Genomic DNA, 14,157 nt, shown 5'->3' with positions numbered 1-14,157 from the left:
CTCAATTTCAAAGTGGCTCGGAAAAACGTTGCACGCAACGCTAATCCGAAAAATCTTCAAGGGGTGACTATTCGTATTGTAATAAAGTCACAATCGGCACATCAGGTAAATGTTTTCGTCCGGCCAAACCCACTAATTCGATCACAAAAGCAAAACCCACCACTTCACAGCCCGCTTTTTCTACCAGTTGAACGGTTGCTTGGGCGGTTCCCCCGGTGGCAATCAAATCATCAATAATTAACACCCGACTTCCAGATGACATGGCGTCTTGGTGCATTTCCAGGCGATCGCTACCATACTCCAACTGATATTCAACCGCAAAGACCGGACCGGGGAGTTTTTTCGGCTTGCGAACCGGGACAAACCCAATCCCCAACTGATAGGCCAGAGGAACACCGAATAAAAAACCGCGAGACTCCATTCCAACAATATAATCGGGAGCGAGAGCGGCGCATTTTTCGGTGAGTTGGTCAACAGTATAACGCAACCCTTCCGGATGGGACAGTAAAGTTGTAATATCCCGGAAGACAATACCGGGCTGAGGAAAATCTGGAATATCACGAATCAAAGACTTGAGATCCATAAATCGTTAGGATAGGTGTTAGGGTTGATACTCCCACAGCTTCAAACTATGGGCTTTGCGGCTCGATTTTTGTAAGCTAATCAACGAGCAAGCGATTTGATGCCTCAAAAATCCTACACTAGAAGGTTACAGGGTTGGCGCCATTGTCTCGCTAATTATGCCCAGTTGAGCAGATGGGAGAATCTGACCCTGAAGTGAATCACTATAAAATCGGTCTGAAGGTATGAACTCTAGAAATTGCGGGTATCCGTAAACAGATACAAATTCTTGAAAGTTATATTCTTGTCAATATTGCCCGTCCGTCGTGAATTCCGTTAACCGTAAGTTTAAATGCAAGTAGAAACGACCAGCACCCAATCAAACCCGATCATTTTGGACAGTTTACCCGATTTTCCGATTTCCGATCGCGGATGTCCTCGCCGTACCCGTTTACAAATTGACCTGATGCTATTGGCGATTGAAGCCTTGTATCTGGGCGGTTCCGAACATATGTTGGCGTTGGTGTCCCAACTGGATCTCCAAGATATTATTAAAAATCGGGTGGTGTTATGGCAACTTCGCAGCACGAACCCCCTACGCCGCAACAGCCAGCGACGCCCTTTAACGTTGACCGAAGCCAAAGCCTTAGTTGTGATTATTTGTAGTTTGGGGCGGCGATTAACGGTTCGTATTCGTCAACTGCTGATGGACTACGAACAAATGCAAAAGAAACAAATGCCCCTCGAACAGCATTTACAATTATCAAGTTATCTCGAACGTTTCCGCGCCCACTTCCGCAGTCGGATGAACCCCCGCCGAGCCGGGGTAATGGCCTACAGTTCTAATGAGAAGTTAGACGCTTTGGCAATGGACTTGTTGAGAAAATTGCTGTTTTGTACAGGCACCGCCGGAATGCAGAGATTTTGGATTAGTTTGTTTGACGGAGAAGTAGAATGACCATAGAACGCCAGTACAGTTTGCCCAACTGTAAGCTGATTTTGCAGGGTTTAAGCGATAGTAAAAGCAACCCCAACGACAAACGCCCCCAGATGTCGATGTTGATGAATGCCGAATGTCATTTTGTCGGTCATCCTCAACCCCTGACAGGCGGACGAGATTTTTTTGAGAGTTTGGTCAAACAAGTCAACCAATACGCTCAAGGCTTTCTCAGCGGCGTTCCCTCTCCCGAGTCGGTCAACGGTCAGCCGGAAATTGTTCAGATGCAACGACTCGATGAAAATAAGCATCGTTTGTTGGTGAATGACCCCAAAAATGGAGCCGTTTCACAGCCTTCTCAACCCAACCCCTCTATCCAACAAATTGATTTAAACACGGTACAACTGTTTGATTTGGTCGAAGCGGTGGATCAATTTTTTGCCGATTCTCAGACTTTACCCGAGTTATCCTTACAGTTGCGTCCCGTCTCCAAACGAACCCTCAAAGCTGAAAAACCGGTCGCTCAAAAGGCTTTACCTGCGGCGATCGGTTTCTCCAGTGTAGCAGTCGCGGCGCTGGCTTTATTCTTTGTTCCGGTTCCTGAGGTTCGTCGCCCCTCCGAACCGGTTCCCCAAACTCAAAGCGAAATTGAATCTCTCGAAACTCCCCCCGCCACCGGTTCGGGCGATCCGCCTGTGGGGAGCGAAAGCCCGGAAGAGTCTTTAGAACCCAACTTATCTGGGGAGTCGATTAACGATCCGGTGGAAATTGAACGCCTGCAAGCTTTATTGTATGAGGAAATTAACCGAGAATGGCAGACTGAACCCACGTTTACCGAACCGTTAACTTATCGGGTCAGCGTCGCCTCCGATGGGGCGATTGTGGGTTATAAAGCCGTTAATGAGATTACCGAGTCTCAAGAAGATCAAATTCCTCTGGCTGACCTTTTGTACAAACCCGCAGGAAGTCGCACCCCGGATGAACCTCTGGCCGATTATCAGGTGATTTTTAATCCGGATGGGATTTTAGATATTACCCCCTGGAGTAAGACGACCGGTGAAGACTCGGGCGACTCCTAAGGGGATTTTTTAACCCGCCTGTTGCTCAATTAGCCGGATCGAAAGTTAATCTAACCGAAAATATTGATTAAATTTGTTGGGTTGACCGACGAGCCTCAATCTACCCCAAACCGGATCGCGGTTGGATGAGTTGGGTTAGTCTTGATCCTGCTTCTACCCCCAAAAATAGACCGATGACTAAATCTCCCCAACCTAAAACTATTCGCCCCCCCAAGCCCCGCCCATCCGTTTCTGTGATGGTGCTGTCGATTCTGTTTCGGTTATTATTACTGGGAGTCGGCAGCGCGATCGCCTGGGTGATCGGCATGGCGATCGCTCAAGTTTACCCCAGTAGCCGCACAGAAGCACCCTTAGTTGAAAAATTGTTCTCTCCAGAAGCCGAAACGAACAGTTATCAGTTGGGGACTTCTTCTGTCTCCCCCGCTTCGGAAACTTCTCCTTCTCCGGTTAGCCCTCAAGTTCAACTGACTTCAGCAGAACGTCAACAACTGCAAACCCAACTTCAAGAACTCCAACAACAGCTTAATACTCTGATCGGACGGACCGCCGCTTTAGAAACTCGATTGGGAATCAGTCGCCCCAGCGAAACCCTCGAAAAACGTCTACAAATTATGGAGCGACAACTCTCAACCGAAGACGTAACGACTAATAATTCTTCTACTCCCGCTCCCACCCCAACCTTAACTCCGACAAAACCAACAACCGGTTTTCGCGCTTCTCAAGGCTTGGTGGTCACGCTTCCGAGCGATGTTTTATTTGAAACCAATACTAACCGTTTGCGTCCGGGCGCGAGTGTGATTTTAGATACTTTAATCGCCGATTTGGAAAACTACAAAGGCGCTTCTGTTCGCGTCGCCGCTCATACCGATGATACCGGAAACGCTCAACAAAATCTCAGTTTGTCTTTACAACAAGCTGAAGCGATTGTTGCTTATCTATCAACGGCGATCGGTTCGGAGTATCATTGGGTAGCAATTGGTTATGGAGAAGGTCAACCCACCGTCGCCAATGATTCCCCCACCCATAAACAGCTTAACCGACGGATCGAAGTCGCGATCGCACCTTAAACAGTCACCAGTCACCAGTCACCAGTCACCAGTTTTACAGGGGACAGGGAACAGGGAACAGGGAACAGGGAACAGTCATCAAGTGTCATGTAGGGGCGGGTTCTGCAAAATCTATGTTTTCCCAGAAATAACTGACATAAACCCGCCCCGGTGTCGGGAGATGGAACTGATAACTGAAAACTGTTCTGACTGGTGACTGGTGACTGGTGACTGGTGACTGGTGACTGGTGACTGTAAACCGATTCCCAACTTCCATGAAAATCATCTTTTTTGGCACGCCTTTATTTGCGGTTCCGAGTTTAGAAAAATTATTGGATCATCGAGAATTTGAAGTGTTGGCGGTTGTGACTCAACCGGATAAACGGCGGGGGCGGGGGAGCAAGTTAAGCCCTTCACCCGTGAAAGAATTAGCCGTAAAGCATCAAGTTCCGGTTTGGCAACCCAAACGGGTCAAAAAACATCCAGAGACCCTTTCTCGCCTCAAAGAAGCCGAAGCCGATGCGTTTGTGGTGGTGGCTTACGGACAGATTTTGTCGCCGGAAATTTTGGAAATGCCACGCTTGGGCTGTATTAACGGTCACGGCTCGATTTTACCCCAGTATCGCGGCGCGGCACCGATTCAGTGGTGTCTTTACAACGGCGAAACCCAAACCGGTATTACAACCATGTTGATGGATGCGGGAATGGATACCGGGCCGATGTTACTCAAGCAGTCTGTTGAGATCGGACTGTTGGATAATGCCATTGATTTGGGAAGGCGGTTATCGAGTATAACGGCCGATTTATTGGTTGAAACGCTGATCAAGTTAAATGCGGGGGAAATTCAACCCGTACCCCAAGATGATTCTCAAGCCACCTACGCCCCTTTGATTCAACCGGAAGATTATCGGTTAGACTGGTCAAAGTCGGCGATCGCGCTTCATCACCAAGTGCGGGGGTTTTTCCCCAATTGTGTGACCGAATTTCGCCAACAAGCTTTAAAAATTAGCCAGACGATTCCCTTAGGAATAAAACTGCCATTAGAGTTAAAAGAACTCGAACAACAGTTACCTACATTGTCCCAGTTGTCAGGAAAACCCGGAGAAATTGTCCACATTGTTAAACGGTTTGGGCCAGTTGTTCAAACCGGAGACGGACTGCTGTTATTGCGGGAAGTTAAACCGGCCGGAAAACGCGATCAGTCGGGTTGGGACTTTGCCAATGGAACTCGTCTAGCTACAGGAGAAATTTTGGGGTAAAATTAAGCAGAGCGATGCGATTTATGCCCGGTTCGGGTCACTACTCCTATTTCTATCGGCAAAATTTAATCTTGATTTAAAAGACATCTCGATTGGCTTGTTCTTCGGTTGGACGGCGGAATCGGCAGGGTTTTTTAGGTTAATTTTTATTTTCGCTTCACTGATAAGTAGAAGTGCTGCTTTTGAGTTGAATTAAATCTCAAGATAGGAAGAAACCTAGCAATAGAATACAATTGGGGTTGTTTTCCGGCCGATCTTTCCAAAACCATCTGTTTTAGATTAGGATAGAGCCGAGCATAGTAGCAATATAATTTAGCGGAACGTTGAGATGGTTAGCCAAACCCCCCAGGTGAATTTTGAAGTCATCGTCCAAGACAATATTACCGAGGTTCATCTTCCGGGTCGCTTGAGCGTCTTGGAAGCGGTTGCTTTTAAAACCACTTGTCAAGAACTCATCAATGCCAATCCGACTCCGGAAAAAATCATCCTTGATTTTAGCCAAACGACATTTATTGATAGTAGCGGAGTTGGTGCATTAATTAGCAATCTAAAAGCGGCTAAAGCCAAAGAAATCGAACTGATTTTAAGAAATGTTGGCTCGCAAGTGATGGCGGTTTTTTCACTGACCTCTCTCGACCAGGTTTTAACCATTGAACAACAGCCTGATTCTACTCCGTCTTCCGAGGTTAAACCTGCTAATAAACCGATTAATAACAATCAACTTCCGGTCACTCATCCATCGGTTCGATCTTGGGTGAAACGTTTGATTGATATTGTCGGTGCGATCGTTGGACTCGGGATTACTGGCATTTTATCGGTTCCGATTATTATCGCTATTAAACGCGACAGTCCGGGGCCGATTTTCTTTGGTCAGGTTCGCTGTGGTTGGATGGGAAAACAGTTTCGGATGTGGAAGTTTCGGTCAATGACGGCTGATGCTGAACAGCGCAAACATGAAGTTCCCAACGAAGCCACCGGTCATATTTTTAAAAATACAAATGACCCCCGAATTACCAAAGTGGGTCGGTTTTTACGGCGCACCAGTTTAGATGAACTTCCCCAATTTTGGAATGTTTTAAAGGGAGATATGAGTTTGGTCGGTACTCGTCCTCCCACTCCCGATGAGGTGGAACGATACGAAGTTCCCCAGTGGCAACGTTTGGATGTTAAACCCGGAATGACTGGAGAATGGCAAGTTAATGGTCGTTCTCAAATCAAGGATTTTGAAGATATCATCCGTCTGGATTTGAAATATCAAGAAAACTGGAGTTTGATGTATGACCTACAACTGATTTTTAAAACTATAATGATCTTATTCCAGAAAAATAGTGGTGCAATGTAATCAAATTCATGGGAGATAACACACTTGTGGTGCGATCGCAGTTTCAGGTTCAGACCGATCTGAATGCCCTGAATGAGATTCTACAATGGTTGGAAAAGCAGACATCGACCTATTTATCTGAGGATCTGTTATATCAATGCAAAATTGCTCTAACAGAAGGCTTTACCAATGTAGTTCGTCATGCTCACCGCACCCTTTCACCAACAACACCGATCAATCTCGAAGTTACGATTTTTTCCGATTACATTGAAATGCGAATTTGGGATCTCGGTCAACCTTTTGACTTAGAACATACTCTCCAGTGTGTTCGTCATTTACACACCGATCCCCTCGCCCATGAGGGAAGTCGCGGACTTCTATTTATGCACAAACTCATGGATGAATTATCTTACACGCGCACAGACGATGACCGCAATTGTTTGTTAATGCGAAAACGAATTTCTTAATTCTTTTCAAAGTCAATCAGGGAGCATCTATTTTCTGTCGGTGATCGGGGACAGTTCAAACAACCGTTGAATTATCCAAACTCAAGGCGATCGCATTACGATTCTATTCTCTCTTTTTCTGGAAAAATTGGAGTTAGAGTTCATCCAATTAAGATCTAAATTGAGATCAATGACGACTTTAAACCCTTAACCCTTAATTAGTCCGTTCACTGTTAATTCTGTTCAATGAATGCCAGTAAATCTCAGTGGAAATTGTTAGATCGCTTTGTTGAAATGCGTTCGGCTTGGCTGACTTTGATCGGCGAACATTTCCAAGATGAACAAGGAAAAAATCTGGAGTATTGGCGAGTTGAAAAAGCCGATTCTGTTGTCATTTTAACGATAAAATCTGACCAATTTTTACTCCCGGTTCCCACCTATCGCCCCGGTTTAGATCGGGTCACTCTAGATTTTGCTGGTGGACGGGTTCCCTCCGATAAAACTCCCGAAAATACAGTTCCAGATATCCTCAAGCGAGAGTTAGGAATTGTTTCGGAAAATATCATCGAAACTACAGCTTTAAACCCGGAAGGTTGGGCGATTAACAGTTCTTTTTCTAATCAAAAACTGTACGGTTTTGCAGTAAAAATTAATCCCGATGCCGTTATTATCCCCGAAAAAGTAGGCGCAACTTATCCCCTAACTTCCTCGGGAATTAACAATTTACTGCAAGATTTAACTTGTCTACAATGTCGCGCAATCTTATTAGAATGGCAAAGGCTTTACAGTCACCAGTCACCCTCCGGGTATCTCCTTCGGAGACGCTGCGCGAACGGCAGTTGCTTCGCGACTATTCCGCCAAGTCAGCACTGCCTCACCAGTCACCAGTCACCAGTTATTAGGGAACAGGGAACAGGGAACGACGGATCAGGGAACAGGGAGTCGGGAGTCAGGAGTCAGGAGTAAGCGCGTTCGCGCTCGCTGCGCGTACAGAATTATCCCTTACCCCTTACCCCTATTGCCTATTGCCTATTTATTATCCTATCGGTAAAGGTTCGGGTTTCAATAATTCCGTTAACATTTCCGCAGGGGGATCGCTATGGGGCCAAGCAAAAGCATGACGAAAAGCCGCCCGTTGACAGGCTTGCAATTGACGAAAATCAATAATATCCAGCGTCAACAAATTCTCATACTCAAAGGGCAAACGAACATTATGCAGTCCGGCGTTATCGGTACAAATGGCAATATCAACCCCCGCCTCAAAACACCGTTCAAACACCACTTTAAGCTGACGCATATCGTCCAACGTACCCGTCTTAATGTAGGTCGTCGGACAAACTTCTAAACATTGATTTTGGCTGGCTAATTCGCTCAATAATTCCGGATGTTTTAACGGAATTTGAATCCCGTGACCAATTCGCATTAAATAGGGCAATAGTTCGGGATAACAGCCGTCGGCAGTTTCGTAAACGTGACCCGTTGTTTTTAAACCCCGCGATCGCGCATACTTATATAAACCGACAAACTCATCTAAGCGATCGCCGTAGTGAGCATCTCCCCCGGCTACATCAACCGCACAAACATATTGAGGCATTTGTGCCGCCAAGTCAACGATCGCCTTATTCACCTCGTAGGGAAGCCGGGAGTGCATACAGAGAATTTGGCTGGTCACTATTGGATACTCGTTTAACTGGCTGGCTTTCCCGACAATTTCAACGACCCGGGCCATCGCCTCGATGCGTTCCGACTGACTCAGGTGTTCGGGCGTCCGCAGGTAAGGAGTATAACGTAATTCTAGATAAGCCAGATTTTCAAAGGTGTAAGCCCCCCGCATCAACCGATAAATAAAATAGGGTAATGTTTCTGCGGTTTGGACGTGTTCCACCATTGTATGCAGTTCTAGGTACTCATCAAGAGTATTGCGGGGTTTGGTGTAAAACGCCTCAAAGTCGTCGTATTGGGGAAAGCGTTGAGCCAAGTCGTCATTGTGGCGTCGGAAGTACCGCCAGAGAATGCGGGGAACTACTGAACCCCCCAGATGCCGATGTAATTCTGCGTGTAAGGTCATAGGAAATTTTACTCTATTGATTCAAAGAACAACGATTAGCTTGAAGTTCTAGTCTCAAGTTGTAGAGACCGAGAAGATGGATGACGGATCGTTTGCGCGTGAATTTCTTGTGATAGTTCTAATTTTAACAAATCTTAATGATTCTTCCTTTACAAAAATTAATTTGACAGAAATCACATCTAGTGATGATAATTAAGATTTGTGTAAACTAGAAGCTTGGCGTAGAATTCCCTTGGCTAACGTAATTGTGGTTGGCGCCCAATGGGGTGACGAAGGAAAAGGAAAAATTACCGATCTGCTGAGTCGGTCAGCAGACGTTGTGGTTCGCTACCAAGGCGGTGTGAATGCAGGTCATACCGTTGTTGTCAACGATCAAACGTTTAAACTGCATTTGATTCCGTCGGGGATTTTGTATCCCGACACGGAATGTATTATTGCCGGGGGGACGGTAATTGACCCGAAGGTACTGATCCAAGAACTCGACCAAGTGGAAAGCCTCAATGTTTCTACGAGCAAGCTGAAAATTTCTCAAACGGCTCATGTTACAATGCCGTATCACCGGCTGTTTGACCAGGCTTCAGAAGAACGACGGGGAACCCGGAAAATCGGAACGACAGGGCGGGGAATTGGTCCCACCTACGCGGATAAATCGGATCGCTCGGGAATTCGGATGATCGATCTGATGAATCCCGAAGGATTGCGAAGTCAACTCGAATGGACGATTAGCTGCAAAAATGTCGTCTTAGAAAAATTGTACAACTTACCGCCCCTTGATGCGGAAGCGGTTATCGAAGAATATTTGGGATATGCCGAACGTTTGCGCCCTCACGTGGTAGATTCGTCTCTGCGGGTGTACGAAGCCATTCGCCGCCGGGAAAATGTGCTGTTTGAGGGGGCGCAGGGAACGCTTTTAGATCTCGATCACGGAACTTATCCCTACGTGACGTCTTCCAACCCGATCGCCGGCGGTGCTTGTGTGGGCGCAGGTGTGGGGCCGACGGTTATAGACCGGGTGATCGGGGTGGCGAAAGCTTATACCACTCGCGTGGGCGAGGGGCCTTTCCCGACGGAGATGGTGGACGGCGTGGGCGAGATTTTGTGCGATCGCGGTGCCGAGTTTGGGACGACAACGGGACGGAAGCGGCGCTGCGGTTGGTTTGATGCGGTGATCGGACGCTATGCGGTGCGGGTTAACGGGTTGGACTGTTTGGCGATCACCAAGTTGGATGTGTTGGATGAATTGGAAGAAATTAAAGTTTGCGTCGCCTACGATATTGACGGGGAACGTTCCGAAAATCTTCCTAGCGATCCCCATAAATTTGGCAAATGTAAGCCAATTTATGAGACGTTACCGGGTTGGAAAAAATCAACTGAAGACTGTCGATCTTTAGATGATTTACCGAAAGCGGCGTTGGATTATTTGAAGTTTCTCGCAGAGATTATGGAAGCGCCGATCGCGATCGTTTCGTTGGGTGCGAGTCGCGATCAAACCATTATCATTGAAGATCCCATTCACGGACCCAAACGGGGTTTATTAGATTCTAACGGTCAACCGGTTTAGTTTAATTGTCGGGTGGGTTAGATAGTTAACGTAATAATATATTTGTCGGGTGGGTCAGAGCGTTAACGTAATGAAAAAACCGAGAATTTGGTTAATTTAATTGTCGGGTGGGTCAGAGCGTTAACATAAGAAAAAAACCAAGAATTCGGTTGTCTGACCCACCCTACCCTTGCTCAACCCATAATTGTGCTATCTGGCGCACTCAACCATCTCCGAGTGATTTGCCAATCTTAATTTTAGCCTTTAGAATGAAGATATAAAAGCATTAATCCTTATAATTTATTGAGGCTCTCTCAATGCCCATCCCTGTTCAAGGAACGAGTGGACAGTTCCAACTGACTCATGGAGAGATTCAGGGTCGCCTTGATCAGCAGAAGCTATTCGGGTTAGACGAGTTACAGAAGTCTTTATTTAACTTTTGTAAAGTTATATTGACTGCTGACGACTTAAAGCTGCGAAAATTAGGGTTCTACGATCTGGCTCCCTCAGTCCTGCTCTACGGACCACCAAATACAGGTAAGACCAGTCTATGCTACTTTTTGTTTGATCGGCTCAAGCAAGAGGTCACAAACGAGATTAATTTTTATACAGTAGATGTGGGAAGAATGCTAGATCCCGCTCTGGGTCAATCTTCCCGAAATTTAGCGCAAATTTTTGATAATTTACGACAGGTTTGTGCTGATCATTCCGCTGATCATTCCGCTGATCATTCCTCCGCATTTCTGTTATTAGATGAACTGGATGCTTTTTGCATGAGTCGTTCTCGCGAACAAGAACATGATGCTGTTCGTCGAGCGATGACAACATTGATGCTAGAACTCGATCAGTTACGACCTTCGCTGAGTCAACGTTTGATTGTATTTGGTGCAACCAATGTACTTGATCTAGTTGATACAGCAGTTGTTCGCAGATTTACGTTAAAGCATTATGTAAATGCTCAGTTATCGCCGGAAGAGTTTCAAGCTTATCTAAACCATTTAAACAAAGAAATCAACTATCAATTTCAGCCAGAAGATTTAATAAAACTCTACGAAATTTATAAGAATCGAGGGTTTACAGTCGGAGATATTAAAAATTTGTACAAGATTTTATTCATTGAATTCTTGTGTACGGAAGGGGAATTATCTATTGCGGATAGATTGCTGGAACTCTTTCAGCAAGGCTTTTCAACGGGTGAACATTTAGTTAAAACTTATCAGGAGATATCCAATGTCTGATCGGGAATGGGAAACAGATGAAGATCGAATGATGTACAAATTAATGGTACATAAAAAGTTTATTGGATGGGTCATTGACCGACTAGAATCAGAAGGAATTTCAGCAAGAAGAACCACAGGAAATGACAGCAAGGGAGATATTCTCCTTATTAATGAAGAAGATGTTCCTCGTGTTCAAGAAATTGTTCGTCAGATTCAAAATAAGTATAATTAGTTAAGAGGTAAACGTGGCACATATTGAAATAAAAACGAAAAAGAATATCTATCCAGGGGAGGCGCAGAAAATTATAGACAAAGGAACGGTGACTGCAATCTTAACTACAGGAACAATTTCTCCCAAAGCCAAAGCTTTATTTAAGGAAGCTAATATTGCTTGGGCTGAAAATGTTCCGGAGAAAGAGTTTATGGAATCTGAAGCTAAGGAGGAAGGTTAATGCAGACTATCAGCTTTTACTCAATTAAAGAGACATCAGATAAGTCTTCGCAAGTTCTGGAGTTGAATGAACCAAAGGTTATAGAGATAGAAGATGATTTTTATCAGGAACTCGCAAAATCTGACTTCACAAAAATTGGTCAGAGTGAACCTATAAAAGTCAAAATAGAAGATGAGAAAACGGACTTAAAACTGGTCAACTTAAAAGCTGATGTTCGCAAGCAATTGATTGATTTTTTTAAGGAAAAAATTGACGGGGAGAGCGAAAAGTTTAGTCCCATAAAAAGTTCGTCATCAAAAGATGAAATCAAAAATATAGGTCTTCCTATCATTCTACGAATCAATATGCTGAATGAAATTAAAGCTTTATTGAAAAATCAAAGTTATCAGTATTTAGATCGAACTGAGTAACCCCGTTTTTTTAACAAATTGGCTCATCATATAGTCGGGTGGGTCAGAGCGTTAACATAACGATTAGACCGAGAATTTTCCGGTCTGACCCACCCTACCCATTTGGAGTTTTGAATAATTGAATAATTGTCGGGTGATTTTGATCATTAACATAACGAAAAAACCGATAAATTTGTTGTCTAACCCACGCTACCGGGAGATCGCGATGCAATTTGCAAGCGATCGCTATTTTTTGATATCATAAAAATTTGTGCCTGTCCGAAACCGAAGCGAATACCGTCGTTGCAGCAAATATTGGCAGGCTAACCCGTATAATGTTAACTCCTTATAGAGATTATTGAAACATGGCAATTGCAATCGAATGTCAAAAACGACCCGAAGGAAGCAAACCTAACGCTTTGCGTCGTGAGGGGTTAATTCCCGCAGTTTTGTATGGTCATCAGGGTACCGAGTCTGTAGAACTGACCCTCGATGAGAAAAAGGCTATTCAGTTGATGAAAGATGCTATTGTCAACAAAACCGTGATCGAACTCAGCATTCCTCATCTATCCTGGAATGGGAAAACCGTATTACACGAAGTTCAATCTCATCCTTGGAAACCCGAACCCTATCACTTTAGCTTTTTTGCGGTAAAAGAGTAGTTGACCTCTCCTTTGACCCCTTGCGATCCCCCCTTGATCCCCCCTTGGAAAGGGGGGTGGCCAAGCCTGGAGGGATTCCCTTCATAACGGGGGTGGCGAAGCCTGGAGGGATTCTCTTAAAAAGGGGGGTGAGGTCAACAAGAGAGTAAAAAATTAACCGGCGATAACGGTTTGTAGCTGATCGACGGGAGATTTTGGCAAACGGGGGCCATGAATTTGGACGACCTGGGAACCCAAATAGTTCCCCCAACGGGCCGACTGTTCGAGGGTTAAACCGTTGGTGAGTCCGTAGAGAACCCCTCCCGCAAACGCATCTCCGGCGCCGACGGTATCGACGGGTTTAACGGGATAACCGGGAACATGGGTAATTTGTCCCTTTTCCACCACCAAACAGCCTTTGTCGCCGTCGGTAATAAAGGCTAAATCAACTATTTTACCCAGTTTACCGGCACAATCTTCTAAAGACTCGCTTTGACAAAAGTGACGCACTTCTGAGGCGTTACAGAAGACCACATCACAATATTCTGATACTAATTTGTGAAAATCATCACTGAAGCGATCTAATAAAAATCCGTCGGAGAAGGTAAACGCCACTTTCACCCCATGACGCTTGGACTGTTCCATTGTTTCAATACTGGCTTTGCGGGGGTCGGGTGCGTCCCAGAGATAGCCTTCGACGTAACTATATTGACAAGAACCCAAATGTTCGATATTAATATCACTAACCGATAACTGGGTTGAAACTCCCAAACTTGTACACATGGTTCGTTCGGCGTCGGGAGTGGTCAACACCAAACAGGTTCCGGTGGGGTTGTCGGGGTGAAGGTGAGGATCGACTTCAAACCCAATTCCCAAGGCTACCATATCCTGGCGATAAAAGGCGCCGTTGGTGTCTTCGCCGACTTTTCCGGTGTAGTAACCGCTTCCCCCGCTTTGGGCGATCGCGATCATTGTATTCGCCGCAGAACCCCCGCAGCGCAATTCTAGAGATTGATTTTCTAACTGTTGTAATAATTTACCTTGATTTTCCGCATCCATCAAGGTCATCGCGCCCCGATTTAGGTTATGGTTTTGGATAAAATTATCGTCCACTAATGCCAAAATATCGAGTAGAGCATTTCCGACGCCAAAAACATTCTTAGACTGAGAAGGTTGATTGTTTCCTGTCATGGGAATT

Annotated in this window: 16 protein-coding genes; 13 read left to right on the top strand and 3 right to left on the bottom strand. The window is 45.3% G+C overall.

The features are described from left to right. Positions 1 to 67 precede the first annotated feature (67 nt). Positions 68 to 583: an adenine phosphoribosyltransferase gene (locus ACL6C3_RS00580; protein WP_413164356.1), complete on the bottom strand. Its 516-nt coding sequence runs from the start codon at positions 581 to 583 to the stop codon at positions 68 to 70. 330 nt (positions 584 to 913) lie between these two features. Here ACL6C3_RS00580 and ACL6C3_RS00575 point away from each other — a divergent pair, with 330 nt between their 5' ends. The 7 genes from ACL6C3_RS00575 to ACL6C3_RS00545 all read left to right on the top strand — a co-directional run bounded on the left by ACL6C3_RS00575 (position 914) and on the right by ACL6C3_RS00545 (position 7,615). After that, complete coding sequence (locus tag ACL6C3_RS00575) at positions 914 to 1,519, top strand: DUF3038 domain-containing protein (protein WP_413164354.1); 606 nt, start codon at positions 914 to 916, stop codon at positions 1,517 to 1,519. Further along, positions 1,516 to 2,577: a DUF4335 domain-containing protein gene (locus ACL6C3_RS00570; protein ID WP_413164353.1), complete on the top strand. Its 1,062-nt coding sequence runs from the start codon at positions 1,516 to 1,518 to the stop codon at positions 2,575 to 2,577. The genes ACL6C3_RS00575 and ACL6C3_RS00570 overlap by 4 nt, the downstream gene beginning before the upstream one ends. A gap of 173 nt (positions 2,578 to 2,750) precedes the next feature. Then, on the top strand, positions 2,751 to 3,644 hold the full coding sequence (locus tag ACL6C3_RS00565) for an OmpA family protein (protein ID WP_413164351.1): 894 nt from the start codon (positions 2,751 to 2,753) through the stop codon (positions 3,642 to 3,644). 254 nt (positions 3,645 to 3,898) lie between these two features. Continuing rightward, a complete protein-coding gene (fmt, locus tag ACL6C3_RS00560; RefSeq protein WP_413164349.1) occupies positions 3,899 to 4,882 on the top strand; it encodes a methionyl-tRNA formyltransferase in 984 nt (327 codons plus the stop codon). A 328-nt stretch (positions 4,883 to 5,210) separates the two neighbouring features. After that, positions 5,211 to 6,224 carry an anti-sigma factor antagonist gene (locus tag ACL6C3_RS00555; RefSeq protein ID WP_413164347.1) on the top strand — a complete coding sequence of 338 codons (1,014 nt, stop codon included), beginning with the start codon at positions 5,211 to 5,213 and terminating at the stop codon, positions 6,222 to 6,224. Positions 6,225 to 6,232: 8 nt separating this feature from the next. Continuing rightward, positions 6,233 to 6,670: an ATP-binding protein gene (locus ACL6C3_RS00550; RefSeq protein WP_413164345.1), complete on the top strand. Its 438-nt coding sequence runs from the start codon at positions 6,233 to 6,235 to the stop codon at positions 6,668 to 6,670. A gap of 225 nt (positions 6,671 to 6,895) precedes the next feature. Then, entirely contained in the window at positions 6,896 to 7,615 is a 720-nt protein-coding gene (locus ACL6C3_RS00545; protein WP_413164344.1) for an NUDIX hydrolase, read from the top strand. 70 nt (positions 7,616 to 7,685) lie between these two features. On the opposite strand, the gene ACL6C3_RS00540 is transcribed toward ACL6C3_RS00545, so the two are convergent. Next, positions 7,686 to 8,717, bottom strand: coding sequence for an adenosine deaminase (locus ACL6C3_RS00540; RefSeq protein ID WP_413164342.1), 1,032 nt, complete (start codon positions 8,715 to 8,717; stop codon positions 7,686 to 7,688). Positions 8,718 to 8,949: 232 nt separating this feature from the next. On the opposite strand from ACL6C3_RS00540, the gene ACL6C3_RS00535 reads away from it, so the two are divergent. From ACL6C3_RS00535 to rplY, 6 genes are all read left to right on the top strand, one after another. Next, positions 8,950 to 10,278: an adenylosuccinate synthase gene (locus tag ACL6C3_RS00535; RefSeq protein ID WP_413164341.1), complete on the top strand. Its 1,329-nt coding sequence runs from the start codon at positions 8,950 to 8,952 to the stop codon at positions 10,276 to 10,278. A 296-nt stretch (positions 10,279 to 10,574) separates the two neighbouring features. Further along, positions 10,575 to 11,495, top strand: a complete 921-nt coding sequence (locus ACL6C3_RS00530) for an AAA family ATPase (protein WP_413164339.1) — start codon at positions 10,575 to 10,577, stop codon at positions 11,493 to 11,495. After that, on the top strand, positions 11,488 to 11,709 hold the full coding sequence (locus ACL6C3_RS00525; RefSeq protein WP_413164337.1) for a hypothetical protein: 222 nt from the start codon (positions 11,488 to 11,490) through the stop codon (positions 11,707 to 11,709). The genes ACL6C3_RS00530 and ACL6C3_RS00525 overlap by 8 nt, the downstream gene beginning before the upstream one ends. Before the next feature lie 13 nt (positions 11,710 to 11,722). Beyond that, positions 11,723 to 11,929 (top strand): hypothetical protein, encoded by a 207-nt coding sequence (locus ACL6C3_RS00520; RefSeq protein ID WP_413164336.1) that lies wholly within the window; start codon positions 11,723 to 11,725, stop codon positions 11,927 to 11,929. Further along, complete coding sequence (locus tag ACL6C3_RS00515) at positions 11,929 to 12,339, top strand: hypothetical protein (protein ID WP_413164335.1); 411 nt, start codon at positions 11,929 to 11,931, stop codon at positions 12,337 to 12,339. The genes ACL6C3_RS00520 and ACL6C3_RS00515 overlap by 1 nt, the downstream gene beginning before the upstream one ends. 344 nt (positions 12,340 to 12,683) lie before the next feature. After that, entirely contained in the window at positions 12,684 to 12,980 is a 297-nt protein-coding gene (rplY, locus tag ACL6C3_RS00510) for a 50S ribosomal protein L25 (protein ID WP_413164334.1), read from the top strand. A 153-nt stretch (positions 12,981 to 13,133) separates the two neighbouring features. Here the strand turns inward: rplY and ACL6C3_RS00505 are convergent, their stop codons facing one another. Further along, positions 13,134 to 14,150: an adenosine kinase gene (locus ACL6C3_RS00505; RefSeq protein ID WP_413164332.1), complete on the bottom strand. Its 1,017-nt coding sequence runs from the start codon at positions 14,148 to 14,150 to the stop codon at positions 13,134 to 13,136. Between the last annotated feature and the right edge of the window lie 7 nt (positions 14,151 to 14,157).

It is taken from the genome of Capilliphycus salinus ALCB114379, assembly GCF_047276495.1.
GTDB lineage: Bacteria > Cyanobacteriota > Cyanobacteriia > Cyanobacteriales > Microcoleaceae > Capilliphycus > Capilliphycus salinus.
Note: the sequence above shows the minus strand (reverse complement) of the source record. Positions and strands in the feature narration are given on the sequence as shown.

Bases quoted from the DNA above. Each gene is read 5' to 3' on its own strand.
- ACL6C3_RS00580 (WP_413164356.1), bottom strand. From the start codon at position 583: ATGGATCTCAAGTCTTTGATTCGTGATATTCCAGATTTTCCTCAGCCC.
- ACL6C3_RS00575 (WP_413164354.1), top strand. From the start codon at position 914: ATGCAAGTAGAAACGACCAGCACCCAATCAAACCCGATCATTTTGGAC.
- ACL6C3_RS00570 (WP_413164353.1), top strand. From the start codon at position 1,516: ATGACCATAGAACGCCAGTACAGTTTGCCCAACTGTAAGCTGATTTTG.
- ACL6C3_RS00565 (WP_413164351.1), top strand. From the start codon at position 2,751: ATGACTAAATCTCCCCAACCTAAAACTATTCGCCCCCCCAAGCCCCGC.
- fmt (WP_413164349.1), top strand. From the start codon at position 3,899: ATGAAAATCATCTTTTTTGGCACGCCTTTATTTGCGGTTCCGAGTTTA.
- ACL6C3_RS00555 (WP_413164347.1), top strand. From the start codon at position 5,211: ATGGTTAGCCAAACCCCCCAGGTGAATTTTGAAGTCATCGTCCAAGAC.
- ACL6C3_RS00550 (WP_413164345.1), top strand. From the start codon at position 6,233: ATGGGAGATAACACACTTGTGGTGCGATCGCAGTTTCAGGTTCAGACC.
- ACL6C3_RS00545 (WP_413164344.1), top strand. From the start codon at position 6,896: ATGAATGCCAGTAAATCTCAGTGGAAATTGTTAGATCGCTTTGTTGAA.
- ACL6C3_RS00540 (WP_413164342.1), bottom strand. From the start codon at position 8,717: ATGACCTTACACGCAGAATTACATCGGCATCTGGGGGGTTCAGTAGTT.
- ACL6C3_RS00530 (WP_413164339.1), top strand. From the start codon at position 10,575: ATGCCCATCCCTGTTCAAGGAACGAGTGGACAGTTCCAACTGACTCAT.
- ACL6C3_RS00525 (WP_413164337.1), top strand. From the start codon at position 11,488: ATGTCTGATCGGGAATGGGAAACAGATGAAGATCGAATGATGTACAAA.
- ACL6C3_RS00515 (WP_413164335.1), top strand. From the start codon at position 11,929: ATGCAGACTATCAGCTTTTACTCAATTAAAGAGACATCAGATAAGTCT.
- rplY (WP_413164334.1), top strand. From the start codon at position 12,684: ATGGCAATTGCAATCGAATGTCAAAAACGACCCGAAGGAAGCAAACCT.
- ACL6C3_RS00505 (WP_413164332.1), bottom strand. From the start codon at position 14,150: ATGACAGGAAACAATCAACCTTCTCAGTCTAAGAATGTTTTTGGCGTC.